Genomic DNA, 17776 nt, shown 5'->3' on the forward strand with positions numbered 1-17776 from the left:
CCTAAGGCAGGTAGACATACCGGTCTAGTGCCGCAAGACATCACAAAGGTTCCCTGTGTCCCACGATTCAGCAAGCCATCAGTCCGGCCGTGTACGGCTGGCGCGTGGCGTCTCCCCGTGGTTGCTCCCGACCGCGACGGCCGCCGTCGTGACCTCGCTGCTCAGCCGCCGTGACCGGCGCTGGGCGCCGGCGGCGGTTCCGCTGGCCGCGCTCACCGGCGGCATGCTCTGGTTCTTCCGGGACCCCGAGCGCACACCGGGGCCCGGAAGGATCCTGTCGCCCGCGGACGGCGTGGTACAGAGCATCGACCCGTGGCCGGACGGCCGCACGCGTGTGGCCGTCTTCATGAGCCCGCTCGACGTGCACGTCAACCGCTCACCCATGGCCGGCACGATCACCTCGATCGAGCATGTGCCCGGAGGGTTCCTGCCCGCCTTCAACAAGGACAGCGACAGGAACGAGCGGGTCGTGTGGCACCTGGACACCGAGCTCGGCGACATCGAGCTGGTCCAGATCGCCGGCGCGGTCGCCCGGCGCATCCTGCCCTACCTGGCCGTGGGCGCGAAGGTGGCCAAGGCCGACAGGATCGGGCTCATCCGGTTCGGCTCGCGGGTGGACGTCTACCTGCCCGCCGGGATCGAGCCCGCCGTGTCGGTCGGACAGCGGACCGTCGCGGGGGTGACCGGACTTGACCACGGCTGACGCCAGCTGGCCTCTGGACGAGACGGACGACGAGCCCCGGGGGCCGGTGGGCCAGGCGTTCCGGCTCTCGGCGGCCGACTCCCTCTCGCTCGGCAACGCGCTCTGCGGCTTCCTGGCCGTCTGCGTGCTCGCGTGGTCCGCCATCCGCGCGCTCCAGGAGGACAAACCCTTCGCCGCCGACCCCCGGTTCTTCGGCACCGCCGTGGTGCTGCTGCTGATCGGCGCCACCTGCGACCTGTTCGACGGCCTGGTGGCGCGTAAGTTCCGCGCCTCGGCCATGGGCGCCGAGCTGGACAACCTGGCCGACGTGATCAGCTTCGGCTTCGCCCCCGCCTTCATGGTCGTCATCTGGGCTGGCTTCAACCCGCAGATCCCGTTCCCGCTGGTGATGGTCGCCGCGGCGTCGGTGCTGCTGGCGGGCGTCATCCGGCTCGCCCGCTTCGCGTGCGTGAAGACCAAGAGCGGTGACTTCATGGGCCTGCCCATCCCGATGGGCGCCATGACCGTGGTCTCGATCGTGCTGCTGTTCGCGCCGTCGACCTGGACCGTGCTGCCCCTCTTCGGCGTCGCCTACCTCATGGTCAGCCGGATCGAGTATCCCAAGCCCAAGGGCAATCTGGCCGCTGTGGTCCTCGCCTGGATGATGATTAACGTCGCCTGCCTGACCATCTGGGCCGCCGGCCTGGCCGGCGGCGACACACTGATCAAGGTGGGCGCCATCATGCAGGTGGCCATGGTGTCCGCCATCCCGCTGCGCGTCCTGATGTTCAGGCGGGAGAAGCGCAGGGAGCGCAAGGAGGCGGAGGCCGGCGTCTCCTGACCCACCGCGGCACCCCGGCACCGGGTTCCGGGGCCCGCCGCAGCGCGGGGCCGTCCGCCTGTCACCAGCCCCGCTCGCGCCACTCCGGCAGAAAGGGCCGCTCGGCGCCCAGCGTGGTGTCCCCGCCGTGGCCGGGGTAGACCCAGGTCTCGTCGGGCAGCCGGCCGAAGATCCGCTCCGACACGTCCGCGAACAGCTGGGCGAACCGTTTCGGATCCTTGTTGGTGTTGCCGACGCCGCCGGGGAAGAGCGAGTCGCCGGTGAACAGGTGGCCGGGGTGGTACAGGGCGATCGAGCCCGGCGTGTGCCCGCGCAGGTGGATCACCTCCAGGGCGACCACACCCACGGTGACCTCGTCGCCGTGCTCGACCCGCAGACCCACCGGCACGGGCAGTGCCGCCGCGTCGAGCGGGTGCGCGACCACCGTCGCGCCCGTCGCCCCGGCGACCCGCTCCAGGGCCTGCCAGTGGTCGCCGTGCCGATGGGTGGTGACGATCCCGCTGATCGGCCGGTCGCCGATGAGCGCCAGCAGCCGGTCGGCCTCGGCCGCGGCGTCGATGAGCACGCCGTCGCCTGTCTCGTTGCATCGCAGCAGGTAGGCGTTGTTGTCGAACGGGCCGACGGCCAGCTTGGAGATCGTCAGGGCGGCCAGCTCACGTACGTCGGCGGGTCCGCCGACCCGCACGTCACCGGTGTACGTCATGGATACTCCTCGGGCGGGGTCGCGGGAAGGTGCGGGGGCGCGGACAGGGCCGGCCACGGCGGCGGTGCGGGCAGCGGCCCGGCGCCGGCGGGCTGGTTGCCCGTGGTCCCCTCCGGCATCACCCTAAGCCCGGCCCCCGGTGAGCGGCCGATCAGCCAGCTCAGCAGGCTCCACGCGTCGCCCTGCACCACGGGGCCCGATCCGAGCCCCGGCCAGACCTGACGGTGTTTGTCGCCGTCCTTGACCTCCTCCACCACGATCTCGCTGACCTGGCCGAGCCCGCGCGGCCAGGACACCATCGCGTCGTACAGCTCCCTGCGGACGAACGACTCCGGCCAGTCGGCGCACCCGTGGCCCGCGTCCAGGTCGACATGGTGCACCTCGACCTCGCGCAGGCGGCGGGCCAGCACGTACCAGGCCGGATAGCCGGGTGGTCGCGGGCTGTGGACCATCGCCGACCAGCTTTCGGCGGGCAGCGCGCGGATCACCTCCCACAGCCGGGCCGTGCTGTCCTCCAGGTCGGCCAGCTGCTCCTTGGCCGGTCGCGGGGCCCCGGCCTCGATCTCGGCGTCGCGTGTCTCCATGTCGGGGTACTGAGGGGTCTCCACGCCGGTCCTGGCCCAGGTCAGCAGGTTGACCTGACTGTCGGCGTTGCGGGCGAGATGGGCCAGGACGTGGCCCCTGGTCCAGCCGGGCAGCCGGGAGGGAGCCGCCACGTCGGCGTCGGACAGTCTGGCCACGGTGGCGATGAGACGGTCGTTGGCGGCGGTCAGCTCGGATCGGAGCGCGTCTGTGACATCCATCCTCACACTTCATCACCGCACCGGCCGATTGTGCCAGGGCATAAATGGGAGTGTCCGCACGGTTGACATCTCAAGCGGCCGGTAGGGGTGCGGGGGAAGGCCGTACCCTGGTGAGGGCGGGGAAACCCCGAGCCCCGGATGTTGCTCCGGATTTTTGTCGGACCCCACGACTAGTCTTCCCGCGACCGCTTCTCAACCCCTTTACATCGACGTCGGGATCGCAGTGGCTGACCGCCTCATCGTGCGTGGCGCACGTGAACACAACCTCAAGGACGTCTCGCTGGACCTGCCGCGAGACTCTCTGATCGTCTTCACCGGGCTGTCCGGCTCGGGCAAGTCGAGTCTGGCCTTCGACACCATCTTCGCCGAGGGGCAGCGCCGCTATGTCGAGTCGCTGTCGGCGTACGCCAGGCAGTTCCTCGGGCAGATGGACAAGCCGGACGTCGACTTCATCGAGGGGCTCTCGCCCGCGGTGTCGATCGACCAGAAGTCGACGAGCCGTAACCCCCGTTCGACGGTCGGCACGATCACCGAGGTCTACGACTACCTCCGGCTGCTCTGGGCGCGCGTCGGCAAGCCCCACTGCCCGCAGTGCGGTCGCGCGATCGCCAGGCAGAGCCCCGAGCAGATCGTCGACCGGGTGATGGAGCTCGCCGAGGGCACCCGCTTCCAGGTCCTGGCCCCGGTCGTCCGCGGCCGTAAGGGGGAGTACGCCGAGCTCTTCGGCCAGCTCCAGGCCAAGGGCTTCGCCCGGGCCCGGGTCGACGGCACGGTGGTCCGGCTGGACGAGCCGCCGACGCTGAAGAAGCAGGAGAAGCACGACATCGAGGTGATCGTCGACCGGCTCACGGTGAAGGAGGGCGCGCGCAGCCGCCTGACCGGTTCGGTGGAGACCGCGCTGCAGATGTCCGGCGGCACGATCACCCTGGAGTTCGTCGACCTTTCGGAGAACGACCCGAACCGCGAGCGCTTCTACTCCGAGCACCTCTACTGCCCCTACGACGACCTGTCGTTCGAGGAGCTGGAGCCCCGCTCGTTCTCCTTCAACTCGCCTTTCGGCGCCTGTCCCGAGTGCACCGGCCTGGGGGTGCGCATGGAGGTCGACCCCGACCTGGTCGTGCCCGACCCGGAGAGGCCCCTGGGGGACGGTGCGATCTCCCCCTGGGCGGGCGGCCACACCAGCGACTACTTCGTCCGTCTCGTCGAGGCGCTCGGGCTCGCGATGGGCTTCGCGCTGGACACCCCCTGGGAGAGGCTCCCCAAGAAGGCGCAGAAGGCGCTGCTGTACGGTCACGACGAGCAGGTCCACGTCCGATACAGCAACCGCTACGGCCGTCAGCGCTCCTACTACACCGCCTTCGAGGGGGCCATCCCCTGGGTGCAGCGCCGTCACGCCGAGTCCGAGAGCGACGGCATGCGGGAGAAGTACGAGGGCTACATGCGGGAGATCCCGTGCCCGGCCTGCGAGGGGGCCAGGCTCAAGCCGGTCTCGCTGGCCGTCACGGTGAACGGCCGTTCGATCGCCGAGGTCTCCTCGATGTCGATCGGCGACTGCGCCGGATTCCTGGCCGGGCTCACCCTGTCGGACCGCGACATGCAGATCGCCGAGCGGGTGGTCAAGGAGATCAACGCCCGGATGGGCTTCCTGCTCGACGTCGGCCTCGACTACCTGACCATGGACCGCGCGGCGGGCACCCTCGCCGGGGGCGAGGCCCAGCGCATCCGGCTGGCCACCCAGATCGGCTCCGGCCTGGTCGGCGTGCTCTACGTGCTCGACGAGCCCTCCATCGGCCTGCACCAGCGCGACAACCAGCGGCTGCTGGAGACCCTGATCAGGCTCCGCGACATGGGCAACACGCTCATCGTGGTCGAGCACGACGAGGACACCATCGCCGCAGCCGACTGGGTGGTGGACATCGGCCCCGGCGCGGGTGAGCACGGCGGCCAGGTCGTCGTCTCCGGCACCGTGGCGGACCTGCTGGCCTGCGAGGAGTCGACCACCGGCGCCTACCTGTCCGGCCGCAGGACCATCCCCGTCCCCGCCCACCGCCGCAGGCGCGACAGGAAGCGGCAGATCACCGTGAAGGGCGCCCGCGAGCACAACCTCAAGGGCGTGGACGTGGAGTTCCCGCTGGGGTTGTTCACCGCGGTCACCGGCGTCTCGGGGTCGGGCAAGTCCACGCTCGTCAACGACATCCTCTACAGCGCCCTGGCCAGGGATCTGAACGGCGCGCGCACCGTTCCCGGACGCCACGCGCGAATCAACGGGACGGACCTCGTCGACAAGGTCGTGCACGTGGACCAGTCGCCGATCGGCCGCACCCCCCGCTCCAACCCGGCCACCTACACCGGCGTCTTCGACAAGGTGCGCGACCTGTTCGCGCAGACCACCGAGGCCAAGGTCCGCGGTTACGCCAAGGGCCGTTTCAGTTTCAACGTCAAGGGCGGCCGTTGCGAGGCGTGCTCGGGCGACGGCACGATCAAGATCGAGATGAACTTCCTGCCGGACGTCTACGTGCCGTGCGAGGTCTGTCACGGGGCTCGATACAACCGGGAGACCCTGGAGGTCCACTACAAGGGCAAGACCATCTCCGAGGTGCTCGACATGCCGATCGAGGAGGCGCTGGGCTTCTTCGACGCCATCCCGTCCATCAAGCGTTACCTCAAGACGCTGAACGACGTCGGCCTAGGCTACGTCCGGCTCGGCCAGCCCGCCACCACCCTGTCCGGGGGCGAGGCCCAGCGGGTCAAGCTCGCCTCCGAGCTGCAGCGCCGCTCCACGGGCCGGACGATCTACGTGCTGGACGAGCCGACCACCGGCCTGCACTTCGAGGACATCCGGCGGCTGCTGGGCGTCCTCGGCAAGCTCGTGGACGGCGGGAACACCGTCATCGTCATCGAGCACAACCTGGACGTGATCAAGACCGCCGACTGGCTGATCGACATGGGCCCCGAGGGCGGCTCCCGGGGCGGCACCGTGCTCGCCACCGGCACGCCCGAGGAGGTCGCCCTGGTCGACGCGAGCCACACCGGCCGCTTCCTGCGCAAGATTCTCGGCGGCTGAGGCCGGATTCGGGAGTGGGCACCCGCGTCAATACCCTGGACGCGGGAGCCCGGTTCCAATGGGCGACGTTGTAGAAGGGCCGTAATGAGTAGCAGTGACGGTTTCGCCATGCCCACCCGCAGACATGTGATCGGTGCCGCGGCGGCGGTGGCGTGCGGGGCGACCCTCACCGGATGCGCCGGAGGGGAACCCGGCCCGGCCGTCGTGCCGCCGGGCGTCAAGGGGAAGGTCATCGCCCAGACCGCCGACATCCCGGTCGGCGGCGGCAAGGTCATCGCCAAGTGGAAGATCGTGATCACCCAGCCCTCCGCCGGGGTTTTCAAGGCGTTCACCGCGAGTTGCCCGCACAAGGGCTGCGCGGTCGGCCAGGTCGCGGAGGGGGTCATCCACTGCCCCTGTCACGGCAGCGAGTTCGCCGCCGACTCCGGCAAGTGCCTCAAGGGCCCGGCGGAGGCCCCGCTGGCCGAGTACGCCCTGAAGGTCGAGGGCGAGGGCATCGTGATGCTCTGAGGCTCCCCGTGGATCCCCGCGATCCCGGCGCGGCCGAGCTCCCCGAGTGAGCCCCGGGTCGCCGGTCCCCCGCCTCCCCCGAGCCCCCTTCGCCGTGCCCCCGCTCCGCGCCGTGATGGAAAAACCCGAGGGGACGGTAATTCTTCACAGTCTCCTGATCCTCGATACGGCATGCTGAACCGTCACCGGGTGCCGGCCGTACCGGTGGGCAAGGACCTTCGGAGGAAGACCATGACTGAGACCACACGTCGTGCGGTGATGCTGGGCACGGGAGGCGCGGGGATGGCGGCGCTGCTGACCGCCTGCGGCGGCTCCGCCGAGCCGGGTGCCCAGGACACGTCCTCGGCGGCTCCGCGGACCTCGCAGACGGCCCCGGCGCCGGGCTCCGGCTCCGCCTCGGCGGATTCGGAGGTGAAGCCGCTGGCCGCGACCGCCGACATCCCGGTGGGCGGTGGCGAGGTCTTCAAGGACGACAAGGTCGTGGTGACCCAGCCGAAGGCCGGTGAGTTCAAGGCGTTCACCTCCGTCTGCACCCACCGGGGATGCGACGTGGCGGGCGTCTCTGGCGGCACGATCAACTGCCCCTGTCACGGCAGCAGGTTCAACATCGCCGACGGCTCCGTCGCCCAAGGACCCGCGGCCCGGCCGCTCGCCGAGAAGCCGATCAAGGTGGAGGGCGGCTCCATCACCCTCGGCTGACCGTCACCCCCGGCTGACCGGCGCACGCGTCACCCGTGCCCGGTGCCGTATGCCGGGCGGACGGTGGGAGGCCGGGCGGGCCGGCGCTTCGAGGGTTTCGGGGGCTTCGCGACCGGAATCCTGTCGGTGAGGGCCGATAGGATTCCGGTGTGGCGAGATCTGTGGGCGGGCCGGCGATTCTCCGGCCGAAGCCGGGGTCCATCCCCGAGTCTCCCGGCGTCTACCGGTTCAGGGACGCCGGGGGCCGTGTCATCTACGTGGGCAAGGCCAAGAGCCTGCGCCAGCGGCTGAACTCCTACTTCGCCGACTTCGCCGGGCTCCACCCGCGCACCCAGACCATGCTCACGACCGCCTCGGACGTCGACTGGACGGTCGTGGGCACCGAGGTCGAGGCGCTCCAGCTCGAATACTCCTGGATCAAGGAGTACGACCCCCGGTTCAACGTCAAGTACCGCGACGACAAGTCCTACCCCTACCTCGCGGTCACCATGGGAGAGGAGTTCCCCCGGGTCCAGGTGCTGCGCGGGGCCAAGCGCAAGGGCATCCGTTACTTCGGCCCCTACTCCCACGCCTGGGCGATCAGGGAGACGGTGGACCTGCTGCTCCGGGTGTTCCCGATCAGGAGCTGCTCGGCCGGGGTGTTCAAGCGAGCCGCCCAGATCGGCCGGCCCTGCCTGCTGGGCTACATCGACAAGTGCTCCGCGCCCTGCGTCGGGCGGATCGACGCCGAGGGGCACCGGGCGCTGGCGGACGACTTCTGCGACTTCATGGCGGGCAACACCGGTCGTTTCGTCAGACGGCTGGAGCGTGAGATGCGCCAGGCCGCGGCCGAGCAGGAGTACGAGCGGGCCGCCCGGCTGCGCGACGACGTCCAGACGTTGCAGCGGGCCATGGAGAAACAGGCGGTGGTCCTGGCCGACAACACCGACTGCGATGTGGTCGCGCTGGTGGAGGATCCGCTGGAGGCGGCGGTTCAGGTCTTCTACGTCCGCGGCGGGCGCATCAAGGGCCAGCGCGGCTGGGTGGTCGACAAGGTCGAGGACGCCGGCCCCGGAGAGCTGGTCGAGCAGTTCCTGCTGCAGATGTACGGCGAGGCGCCCCCCGAGGCGCTGCCCAGAGAGGTGCTGGTGCCCGTGCTGCCCCCCGAGGTCGAGGCGGTCGCCGATCTGCTCGGCGAGCACCGGGGCGCCAGGGTGGAGATCCGCGTCCCGCGGCGTGGCGACAAGAGGGCGCTGATGGAGACCGTCGAGCGCAACGCCGGGGAGGCGCTGAACCAGCACAAGCTCAAGCGGGCCAGTGACCTGACCGCGCGGAGCAGGGCGCTGCAGGAGGTCGCCGACGCGCTCGGCCTGGACCAGGTGCCGCTCCGGGTGGAGTGCTACGACGTCTCCCACACCCAGGGCACCAACGTGGTGGCCTCCATGGTGGTGTTCGAGGACGGCCTGGCCCGCAAGAGCGAGTATCGCCGCTTCTCCGTTCATTCCTCCGAGGGCGACGTCGCCTCGATACACGAGGTGATCTCGCGCCGCTTCAAGCGTTATCTGGAGGAGCGCTCGGCCACCGGTGAGCTCGACACCGATCCGGGCGCCGGGGTGGGCATCGACCCGGAGACCGGCAGGCCGCGCAGGTTCGCCTACCCGCCCAACCTGGTCGTGGTGGACGGCGGCCCGGCCCAGGCCGCCGCCGCCCGGCGGGCGCTGGACGAGCTGGGCGTGGACGACGTGGCGGTCTGCGGCCTGGCCAAGCGGCTGGAGGAGGTCTGGCTGCCGGGGGACGACCTGCCGGTGATCCTGCCCCGATCAAGCGAGGCCCTTTACCTTCTCCAACGTGTGCGCGACGAGGCCCACCGCTTCGCCATCGCCTACCATCGGTCCAAGCGGTCGAAGAGCGTGAAGGAGAGCGCCCTGGACGAGGTTCCCGGGCTCGGTCCGGCTCGCCGGCAGGCCCTGATCAAGCACTTCGGATCCGTGAGGCGGCTGCGTGAGGCGACCGCCGCACAGATCCGCGAGGTTCCCGGGATCGGCCCCGCCACGGCTGAGACGATCGTGTCGGCGTTGAGAGGGGAGAACCCTTGACCTCCTCCCCACGGCTGAGGCCGGGGGATTCCACCCCTCACGGAGTGGGATTCCTGTTTCACCGGGCCGCGCCCTCGCCGCTTTCGCGAGCCGGGTCCTACCGGCCCTCCACAGGCGTCTCACCTCGCCGCCGGCCCGGCGGCGAGGAGACAACCACACATTCGGTGGCGTGGTCATCGCCACCGCCGGACAACCTGCCAGCCCGTGCGTCGCCGTGCCGAGTCTCCCACCCAGGGCCAGAGCCCGGGGTCTCCACGCTCAAGGAGTTTCGATGAACGTAAGAGAGTCCGCGTTCGTCATCGTCACCGGCATGTCGGGGGCGGGACGGAGCACCGCGGCCAAGGCCCTGGAGGACCTGGGCTGGTTCGTCATCGACAACCTGCCCCCCGGGCTGCTGTTCGCCATGGCGGAGGAGGCCGGGCGGGTCAAGCTGGCCGCCGACAAGGTGGCCGCGGTGGTCGACGTGCGCAGCCTGGCGTTCACCACCGACCTCAACGCCGCGATTGAGGAGCTGGACGGGCGTGGCATCGCGGTGCGGGTGGTGTTCCTGGAGGCCAGCGACGAGGAACTGGTCCGCAGGTTCGAGAACGTCCGCCGCCCGCACCCGCTGCAGGGTGACGGCCGGCTGGTCGACGGGATCGCCCGTGAGCGCGGCATCCTGCGCGAGGTGCGGGCCAACGCCGACCTGGTCATCGACACCTCCAGCCTCAACGTGCACGAGCTCCGAGGCAAGATCGTCGCCTTCTTCGGCGGCGAGGACCGGCCGGGCCTGCGGGTCAACGTGGTCTCCTTCGGCTACAAGTACGGCCTGCCGGTCGACGCCGACCTGGTGGTCGACTGCCGGTTCCTGCCCAATCCGCACTGGGTTCCCGAGCTCCGCCCGATGAACGGCCTCGACGTCCCCGTCCGGGACTTCGTGCTCAACCAGGCGGGCGCCAAGGAGCTGCTCGACGCCTACGACGAGGTGGTCGGCATCATCGCGGCCGGTTACACCCGCGAGGGCAAGGGTTACGCCACCCTCGCCGTGGGCTGTACCGGGGGCAAACACCGCAGCGTCGCCATGGCCGAGCAGATCGGCGGCCGATTGCGGGACCGGGGAGGCATGGAGGTGCAGGTGAGCCACCGAGATGTGGGCCGGGAGTGAGTGAGGGGCTCAGGGTCGTCGCGCTGGGTGGAGGGCACGGGCTGTACGCGTCGCTGACGGCGCTGCGCGGGGTCACCTCCGAGCTGACGGCGGTGGTCACCGTGGCCGACGACGGAGGGTCGAGCGGACGGCTCCGCCGCGAGCTCGGCGTGCTGCCCCCGGGTGATCTGCGGATGGCCCTGGCCGCGCTCTGCGGTGACGACGAGTGGGGGCGGACCTGGAGCGAGGTGGTCCAGCACCGTTTCCGCAGTGAGGGCGACCTGCACGGGCACGCGGTCGGCAACCTGCTGATCGTGGCGCTCTGGGAGCGGCTCGGGGACACCGTCGCCGGGCTCGACTGGGTGGGGCGGCTGCTCGGCGCGCACGGGCGGGTGCTCCCGATGTCCTCGGTGCCGCTCGACATCGCCGCCGAGGTGGAGCTGGACGGCAGGGTGAGCACCGTGTACGGCCAGGTGGCCTGCGCGCTCACCCCCGGCCGGGTACGGGCCATCTCGCTGCTGCCGGAGAATCCGCCCGCCTGTCCCGAGGCGGTCCGGGCGGTGCTGGACGCCGACTGGGTGGTCTTCGGCCCCGGGTCGTGGTTCACCAGCGTGCTGCCCCACCTCATGGTGCCCGAGTTGGCCGACGCCCTGCACCGCACCGGGGCGCGCCGCCTGGTCGCGCTCAACCTGGCCCCGCAGCCCGGGGAGACCGACGGCTTCTCGCCTCAGGAGCACCTGGAGGTGCTCCGGCGGCACGCGCCCTCCCTGGAGATCGACGTGGTGCTCGCCGACACCGGGGTGGCCGAGGACCGGGAGGAACTGGAGAAGGCCGCCGCCGAGTTGGGAGCCCGGCTGACCCTGGCCTCGGTGGCCGACGAGGACGGCTCGCCGCGGCACGATGCGCAACGTCTTGCCTCCGTCCTGGACGAGATTTTCCGTGAGAAGCGTTGATCCTGGTCAGCGCCGCTCAGGAGTGCGAGAAACTTCTGTGAGCCTGGTTTCTCGGGCCGCACGAGGTCTGTATGGGGGAGGACGAACGCGCATGGCGATGACAGGTGTGGTGAAGGACGAACTGAGCCGACTGCCGGTCTTGAAGCCTTGCTGCCGTAAGGCCGAGGTGTCGACGCTCCTGCGGTTCGCGAGCGGGCTGCACCTGGTGGGCGGGCGGATCGTGATCGAGGCCGAGCTGGACACCAATGTCACGGCCAGGCGGCTGATCAAGGACATCGGCGAGGTGTTCGGGCACAAGGCCGAGGTATTGGTCCTGGCCCCCGCCGGGCTGCGCAAGGGGTCGCGCTACGTGGTGCGGGTCTACCGCGACGGTGAGGCGCTGGCCCGCCAGACGGGGTTGATCGACAACCACGGCCGCCCGGTCCGCGGACTGCCGCGTCAGGTGGTGGCGGGGGCGACCTGCGACGCGGAGGCCGCGTGGCGGGGCGCCTTCCTGGCGCACGGCTCGCTCACCGAGCCGGGCCGTTCCATGTCGCTGGAGGTCACCTGCCCGGGGCCGGAGGCGGCGCTCGCCCTGGTCGGCTCCGCCCGGCGGCTGAAGATCCACGCCAAGGCGCGCGAGGTGCGCGGCGTCGACCGTGTCGTGGTCCGTGACGGCGACGCGATCAGCGCACTGCTGACCCGGCTGGGCGCCCACGACAGCGTGCTGGCCTGGGAGGAGCGGCGGATGCGCCGCGAGGTGCGGGCCACGGCCAACCGGCTGGCCAACTTCGACGACGCCAACCTGCGCCGCTCGGCACGTGCCGCGGTCGCCGCGGGGGCCCGGGTGCAGCGCGCCCTGGAGATTCTCGGCGAGGAGGCGCCCGAGCACCTGGTGGTCGCCGGCCGGCTGCGGGTGGAGCACAAGCAGGCATCCCTTGAGGAGCTTGGTCAGCTCGCCGACCCGCCGCTGACCAAGGACGCCATCGCCGGGCGGATCCGCCGCCTGCTCGCGATGGCCGACAAGCGCGCCCAGGACATCGGCATTCCCAACACCGAGGCGAATCTCACCGTGGACATGCTGGCGCCGTAGGGGCCCCGCGTGGAACGGGATCCGGCCGCCGGGACTTGGGCCCCGGGACGTGGCGCCCGGTTCCCGCGCGGCCGGCGGTTCCAGGTGGCCGACGGTTCCCGCGCGGGCGGTGGTCTTCGCGCGGCCGACGGTCCTCGCGCGGGTGTCGCCGGGGCGACACGCCGGTCTCGGCCGCCGAAGGACACGGGTTTAGCGCCGTCCTGACAGGTCATTGTGGAGTTGCATGGATTTACAGTGACAAGCCGGGCACTTCACTTGAAGGGTCCGATACCCGCTTGTGGGGCCAGGGAGAACGGAGCCGACCCCGCAAGTGGTCTAAACCAATTTAGGTCCGATAGGGTGCGATTGAAGTTTCAGCCAGCTCAAGTCACCGGTCCGGTGGACCGGTGCACGACGTACGAGGAGACCTGCACCGTGAGCATCCGCGTAGGCGTCAACGGATTCGGCCGCATCGGCCGCAACTTCTGGCGTGCGGTCGCTGCCAGCGGCAAGGACATCGAGATCGTTGCGGTCAACGACCTGACCGACAACGCCACGCTCGCCCATCTGCTCAAGTACGACAGCATCCTCGGCCGCCTGCCGTACGAGGTGAAGAGCACCGCCGACGAGATCGTCGTGGACGGTAAGGCGATCAAGGCGTTCGCCGAGCGCGACCCCGCCAAGCTGCCCTGGGGCGACCTGGGGGTGGACGTCGTGGTGGAGTCCACGGGCTTCTTCACCGACGCCGACAAGGCCCGGGTGCACGCCGAGAACGGCGCCAAGAAGGTCATCATCTCGGCTCCGGCCAAGAACGAGGACGTCACCATCGTGATGGGCGTCAACCACGACAAGTACGACCCGGCCCGCCACACGATCATCTCCAACGCGTCCTGCACCACCAACTGCCTGGCTCCCATGGCCAAGGTCATCAACGACACCTTCGGCATCGAGAAGGGGCTGATGACCACGATTCACGCCTATACCCAGGACCAGAACCTGCAGGACGGCCCGCACAGCGACCTGCGCCGCGCCCGCGCCGCCGCGCTGAACATCGTCCCGACCTCCACCGGCGCGGCCAAGGCCATCGGCCTGGTGCTGCCCGAGCTCAAGGGCAGGCTCGACGGGTTCGCGCTGCGCGTGCCGATCCCCACCGGCTCGGCCACCGACCTGACCGTGGAGGTCGGCCGCGACACCACGGCCGACGAGGTCAACGCCGCGCTCAAGGCCGCGGCGGACGGCCCGCTCAAGGGTTTCCTGACCTACACCGAGGACCCGATCGTCTCCTCCGACATCGTCACCGACCCGTCGTCGTGCATCCTCGACGCCGGCCTGACCAAGGTGATCGGCAACCAGGTCAAGGTCGTCGGCTGGTACGACAACGAGTGGGGTTACTCCAACCGCCTCGGCGACCTCATCGAGCTGGTCGGCGCCGACCTGCGATGAGGGATCTGTCTGAGTTCGAGGTGAAAGGTCGGCGCGTCCTGGTCCGCGTCGACCTCAACGTCCCCCTCGACGGGGACGTCATCACCGACGACGGCCGTATCCGGGCCTCGGTGCCGACGATCCGGGAACTGGCGGCCAGGGGGGCGCGCGTGATCGCCTGCGCCCACCTCGGGCGCCCGAAGGGCGAGCCCGACCCGAGGTACTCGCTGGCCCCGGTGGCCAGGCGGCTGGGTGAGCTTCTGGGAGCCGAGGTCGCCTTCGCCACCGATGTGGTCGGGAAGTCGGCGCGGTCCGTCGTGGAGGCGCTCCAGGACGGCCAGGTGGCCCTGCTGGAGAACCTGCGGTTCGAGCCCGGGGAGGAGTCCAAGGACGACGCTCAGCGTGCCGCGTTCGCCGAGAGACTGGCCGCCCTCGGTGAGATCTACGTCGGCGACGGCTTCGGCGCCGTGCACCGCAGGCACGCCAGCGTCTACGACGTGCCGCTGCTGCTGCCGCACGCGGCGGGCGGACTCATCCTGGCCGAGGTCGACGTGCTCAAGAGGCTGACCGAGAAGCCCGCCAGGCCGTACGCGGTGGTGCTCGGCGGAGCCAAGGTCTCCGACAAGCTCGGCGTCATCGGCAACCTGCTCGCCAGGGTCGACCGGCTGCTCATCGGCGGAGGCATGGCCTACACCTTCCTGGCGGCCCAGGGACACGAGGTGGGCCGGTCGCTGTTGCAGGAGGACCAGCTCGACCAGGTGCGCGAGTTCCTCAACGAGGCGGCCGGACGCGGGGTGCGGCTCGTTCTCCCGGTCGACGTGCTGGCGGCCACCCACTTCGCCGAGGACGCCGAGTACGAGGTCGTCGACGCCACCGCGATTCCGGCCGACCGTCAGGGACTCGACATCGGCCCGCGCAGCGCCGAGCTGTTCGCCGCGGAGCTCGCCGACGCCGGGACCGTGTTCTGGAACGGCCCGATGGGCGTCTTCGAGTTCGACTCCTTCTCCGGCGGAACCCGGGCCGTCGCCGAGGCGTTGATCAGGTCGGAGGCGTTCACGGTCGTCGGAGGCGGTGACTCGGCCGCGGCCGTACGCCGGCTCGGCCTTCCCGAGGACGGCTTCTCGCACATCTCCACCGGCGGCGGCGCCAGTCTCGAATACCTGGAGGGCAAGACCCTGCCCGGACTCGTCGCCCTGGAGGCATAGGAGTGGATCGACGCAGTGAGCACCGTAACGGCCGGACGTGCCCCTGGCACGACGGCCCGAGGGCGACGGGTGACCCGCGCGGCGGGTGGGGGACGGTGAGTGACGGATGAGCACGGCACGCAAGCCGCTGATGGCCGGCAACTGGAAGATGAACCTCAACCACCTTGAGGCCATCGCCACCACCCAGAAGCTGGCGTTCGCGCTCAACGACAAGGACTTCGACAGGGTCGACGTGGCGGTGCTGCCGCCCTTCACCGACCTGCGCAGCGTGCAGACCCTGATCGGCGGCGACAAGCTGCGGATCCTGTACGGCGGACAGGACCTCTCGCAGCACGACGGCGGCGCCTACACCGGGGACATCTCCGGGGTGATGCTCGCCAAGCTCGGGTGCACCTTCGTGGTGATCGGGCACTCCGAGCGCCGGCAGTACCATCACGAGGACGACGGGCTGGTCAACGCCAAGGTGAAGGCGGCCTATCGCCACTCGCTCACACCTATCCTGTGTGTGGGGGAGGGGCTGCCGGTCCGCCAGGCAGGCGGGCAGGTGGCCCACAGTGTCTCCCAGCTCGACGGGGCGCTCCGCCAGGTCCCGGCCGAGCAGGTGGCGTCCATCGTGCTGGCCTACGAACCGGTCTGGGCGATCGGCACCGGCGAGGTGGCCACTCCGGCCGACGCGCAGGAGGTCTGTTCGGCGCTGCGTTCCCGACTCGCCGAGCTGTATAACGGAGAGGTGGCCGCGGCTGTCCGTATCCTTTACGGGGGCTCGGTCAAGTCCGACAACATCGCCGGCATCATGGCTCAGCCGGACGTGGACGGAGCCCTGGTCGGCGGTGCGAGCCTCGACCCGGGGGAGTTTGCCAAGATCTGTCGCTTTAGCGAAATGTCTGGCTGACTGGACCGTTCAGAGGGTACGACTTGACAGCAGGTCGTACCCTCTTAGAGCAAGTTTGAATCGTCACGCCACAGGCGTACATACAAGGGGCGCATCCGGACGCGGGTAGCGCGCACATAGGGACAGGTCAACGGTGACAATCGGAATCTCCATCGCCCTCATCCTGGCGAGCATGCTGATGGTGCTGCTGGTGCTGCTCCACAAGGGCAAGGGCGGCGGTCTGTCGGATCTGTTCGGCGGCGGCTTCACGTCGTCGTTCGGCGGCTCTTCCGTGGTGGAACGCAACCTCGACCGGCTGACCATCATCACCGGTGTGGTCTGGTTCGTGTGCATCATCGCGCTGGGCCTGCTCCTTAAGCCCTGACCCGGACTGCGACAGGCGTGACAGTGGTTCAGCCCCCCGTCTCCACCCGAGCGGCGGGGCCATCGAGCGAGGAGTACATCCGTGGGTAGTGGCAACGCGATCCGTGGCAGCCGTGTCGGTGCCGGCCCGATGGGGGAGGCGGAGCGTGGCGAGGCGGCTCCCCGTGTAAGGGTCCCGTTCTGGTGCGCGAACATGCATGAGACGCGCCCCAGCTTCGCCAGCGACGCCGCGGTGCCGGAGTTCTGGGACTGCCCACGGTGCGGTCTCCCCGCCGGTCAGGACGAGGCCAACCCGCCCGCGCCGCCGCGTAACGAGCCTTACAAGACGCACCTCGCCTACGTGAAGGAGCGTCGCAGCGACAAGGACGGCGCCCAGATCCTGGCCGAGGCCCTGGAGCGGCTCCGCTCCTCCTCGCGGCCGATGTACTAGGCACGGCTCGCCGGAAGGCCCCCGTGGAATCGTTCACGGGGGCCTTCCGCATGCCCTCGGACCGCTCCGCACCCTCTCCGCCCCACCGTGATCACGGCCTCCGGAAAAATCGCGTACGGTGTACGGGCACGACATGCGCGATTCACATGGGAGTCTCCCGGAGGTGCGACCTTGAACGAGACCACGATTCCGATCCTGCCCTGCCCGGCCATCGACCCGGTTCTGGACTTCTACCAGGCCCTGGGGTTCGAGGTCACCTACCGGCAGAAGAGGCCCAACACCTACGCGGTCGTGCGGCGCGACGGGATCGAGCTGCAGTTCTTCGTCCTCAAGGGGCTTGATCCCGCCCAGTCCTACAGCACCTGCTACGTCCTCGCCCCCGACGTCGACACCCTCTACGGGGCGTTCACCGACGGACTGCGCCGCTCCCTGGGCAGGCTGCCCACCCGGGGTGTTCCCCGGATCGGCGCGCTGAAGGACATGTCATACGGCGTGCGCCAGTTCGTCATGGTCGACCCGGCGGGCAACACGATCCGCGTCGGCCGGCCGCTGGCGGCGCCCTCCCCGGCGGAGCCTCCCGGGACCCGGCTGGAGAAGGCGATCGAGACAGCCGTCCTGCTCGGCGACTCCAAGGGCGACCACCGGGCGGCGGCCAGGGTGCTGGATCACGCGTTCGCCGCCCAGGAGGCCGAGCCGGCCGTGCCGCGGGTGCGTGCCCTGATCCTCCGAGCCGACCTGGCCGTCAGGCTGGGCGAGCGGGACCAGGCGCGGCGGCTCCTGGCCGACGCCCGGCGGATACGGCTCGGCGCAGCCGGCCTCGCAACCCTCGCCGACGACCTGCGGCGGGCGGACGACCTGGACGACGACCTCCGCGAGTAGGCGCGAACGGCGGCGGGAACACGGTGGCCGTCGGCAAGGCGTGCTCCTTCCACGGCAATCGCGCCTATCCGCACCGACGGC

At 70.2% G+C, this 17776-nt stretch carries 17 protein-coding genes; 15 read left to right on the forward strand and 2 right to left on the reverse strand.

The features are described from left to right. The first annotated feature begins 55 nt into the window (after window positions 1-55). Complete coding sequence (locus ABZ194_RS15025) at window positions 56-703, forward strand: phosphatidylserine decarboxylase (RefSeq protein WP_355596340.1); 648 nt, start codon at window positions 56-58, stop codon at window positions 701-703. Beyond that, on the forward strand, window positions 690-1523 hold the full coding sequence (gene pssA, locus ABZ194_RS15030; RefSeq protein ID WP_355596342.1) for a CDP-diacylglycerol--serine O-phosphatidyltransferase: 834 nt from the start codon (window positions 690-692) through the stop codon (window positions 1521-1523). Before ABZ194_RS15025 ends, pssA begins: the two co-directional genes overlap by 14 nt. Window positions 1524-1584: 61 nt before the next feature. Here pssA and ABZ194_RS15035 read toward each other — a convergent pair whose 3' ends face one another. Beyond that, complete coding sequence (locus ABZ194_RS15035; RefSeq protein ID WP_355596344.1) at window positions 1585-2226, reverse strand: MBL fold metallo-hydrolase; 642 nt, start codon at window positions 2224-2226, stop codon at window positions 1585-1587. Further along, complete coding sequence (locus ABZ194_RS15040; protein ID WP_355596346.1) at window positions 2223-3029, reverse strand: maleylpyruvate isomerase family mycothiol-dependent enzyme; 807 nt, start codon at window positions 3027-3029, stop codon at window positions 2223-2225. Before ABZ194_RS15040 ends, ABZ194_RS15035 begins: the two co-directional genes overlap by 4 nt. A gap of 223 nt (window positions 3030-3252) precedes the next feature. Here ABZ194_RS15040 and uvrA point away from each other — a divergent pair, with 223 nt between their 5' ends. From uvrA to ABZ194_RS15105, 13 genes are all read left to right on the forward strand, one after another. Continuing rightward, on the forward strand, window positions 3253-6093 hold the full coding sequence (gene uvrA, locus ABZ194_RS15045) for an excinuclease ABC subunit UvrA (protein ID WP_355596348.1): 2841 nt from the start codon (window positions 3253-3255) through the stop codon (window positions 6091-6093). Window positions 6094-6177: 84 nt separating this feature from the next. Continuing rightward, a complete protein-coding gene (locus ABZ194_RS15050) occupies window positions 6178-6603 on the forward strand; it encodes a Rieske (2Fe-2S) protein (protein ID WP_355596350.1) in 426 nt (141 codons plus the stop codon). Between the two features lie 231 nt (window positions 6604-6834). Next, the gene (locus ABZ194_RS15055; RefSeq protein ID WP_355596352.1) at window positions 6835-7302 is read left to right on the forward strand and encodes a Rieske (2Fe-2S) protein; all 468 of its coding nucleotides are present in this window, start codon (window positions 6835-6837) and stop codon (window positions 7300-7302) included. Between the two features lie 161 nt (window positions 7303-7463). After that, complete coding sequence (gene uvrC / locus ABZ194_RS15060) at window positions 7464-9377, forward strand: excinuclease ABC subunit UvrC (protein WP_355596519.1); 1914 nt, start codon at window positions 7464-7466, stop codon at window positions 9375-9377. A gap of 271 nt (window positions 9378-9648) precedes the next feature. Next, on the forward strand, window positions 9649-10521 hold the full coding sequence (rapZ, locus tag ABZ194_RS15065; RefSeq protein WP_355596354.1) for an RNase adapter RapZ: 873 nt from the start codon (window positions 9649-9651) through the stop codon (window positions 10519-10521). Further along, entirely contained in the window at window positions 10518-11453 is a 936-nt protein-coding gene (gene yvcK, locus ABZ194_RS15070; protein ID WP_355596356.1) for a uridine diphosphate-N-acetylglucosamine-binding protein YvcK, read from the forward strand. Before rapZ ends, yvcK begins: the two co-directional genes overlap by 4 nt. 91 nt (window positions 11454-11544) lie before the next feature. Then, window positions 11545-12525 (forward strand): DNA-binding protein WhiA, encoded by a 981-nt coding sequence (gene whiA, locus ABZ194_RS15075; RefSeq protein WP_031167171.1) that lies wholly within the window; start codon window positions 11545-11547, stop codon window positions 12523-12525. A gap of 414 nt (window positions 12526-12939) precedes the next feature. Beyond that, the gene (gene gap / locus ABZ194_RS15080; protein ID WP_355596359.1) at window positions 12940-13947 is read left to right on the forward strand and encodes a type I glyceraldehyde-3-phosphate dehydrogenase; all 1008 of its coding nucleotides are present in this window, start codon (window positions 12940-12942) and stop codon (window positions 13945-13947) included. After that, the gene (locus tag ABZ194_RS15085) at window positions 13944-15131 is read left to right on the forward strand and encodes a phosphoglycerate kinase (protein WP_355596361.1); all 1188 of its coding nucleotides are present in this window, start codon (window positions 13944-13946) and stop codon (window positions 15129-15131) included. The genes gap and ABZ194_RS15085 overlap by 4 nt, the downstream gene beginning before the upstream one ends. Before the next feature lie 106 nt (window positions 15132-15237). Beyond that, window positions 15238-16023 (forward strand): triose-phosphate isomerase, encoded by a 786-nt coding sequence (gene tpiA, locus ABZ194_RS15090; protein ID WP_355596363.1) that lies wholly within the window; start codon window positions 15238-15240, stop codon window positions 16021-16023. Window positions 16024-16156: 133 nt separating this feature from the next. Next, window positions 16157-16387 (forward strand): preprotein translocase subunit SecG, encoded by a 231-nt coding sequence (gene secG, locus ABZ194_RS15095; protein WP_355596365.1) that lies wholly within the window; start codon window positions 16157-16159, stop codon window positions 16385-16387. A gap of 81 nt (window positions 16388-16468) precedes the next feature. Beyond that, window positions 16469-16816, forward strand: coding sequence for an RNA polymerase-binding protein RbpA (locus ABZ194_RS15100; RefSeq protein ID WP_355596367.1), 348 nt, complete (start codon window positions 16469-16471; stop codon window positions 16814-16816). Between the two features lie 171 nt (window positions 16817-16987). Beyond that, the gene (locus ABZ194_RS15105; RefSeq protein ID WP_355596369.1) at window positions 16988-17695 is read left to right on the forward strand and encodes a VOC family protein; all 708 of its coding nucleotides are present in this window, start codon (window positions 16988-16990) and stop codon (window positions 17693-17695) included. Window positions 17696-17776 lie beyond the last annotated feature (81 nt).

The organism is Streptosporangium sp. NPDC006007 (assembly GCF_040614315.1).
In the GTDB taxonomy this organism is placed as follows: Bacteria; Actinomycetota; Actinomycetes; order Streptosporangiales; family Streptosporangiaceae; genus Streptosporangium.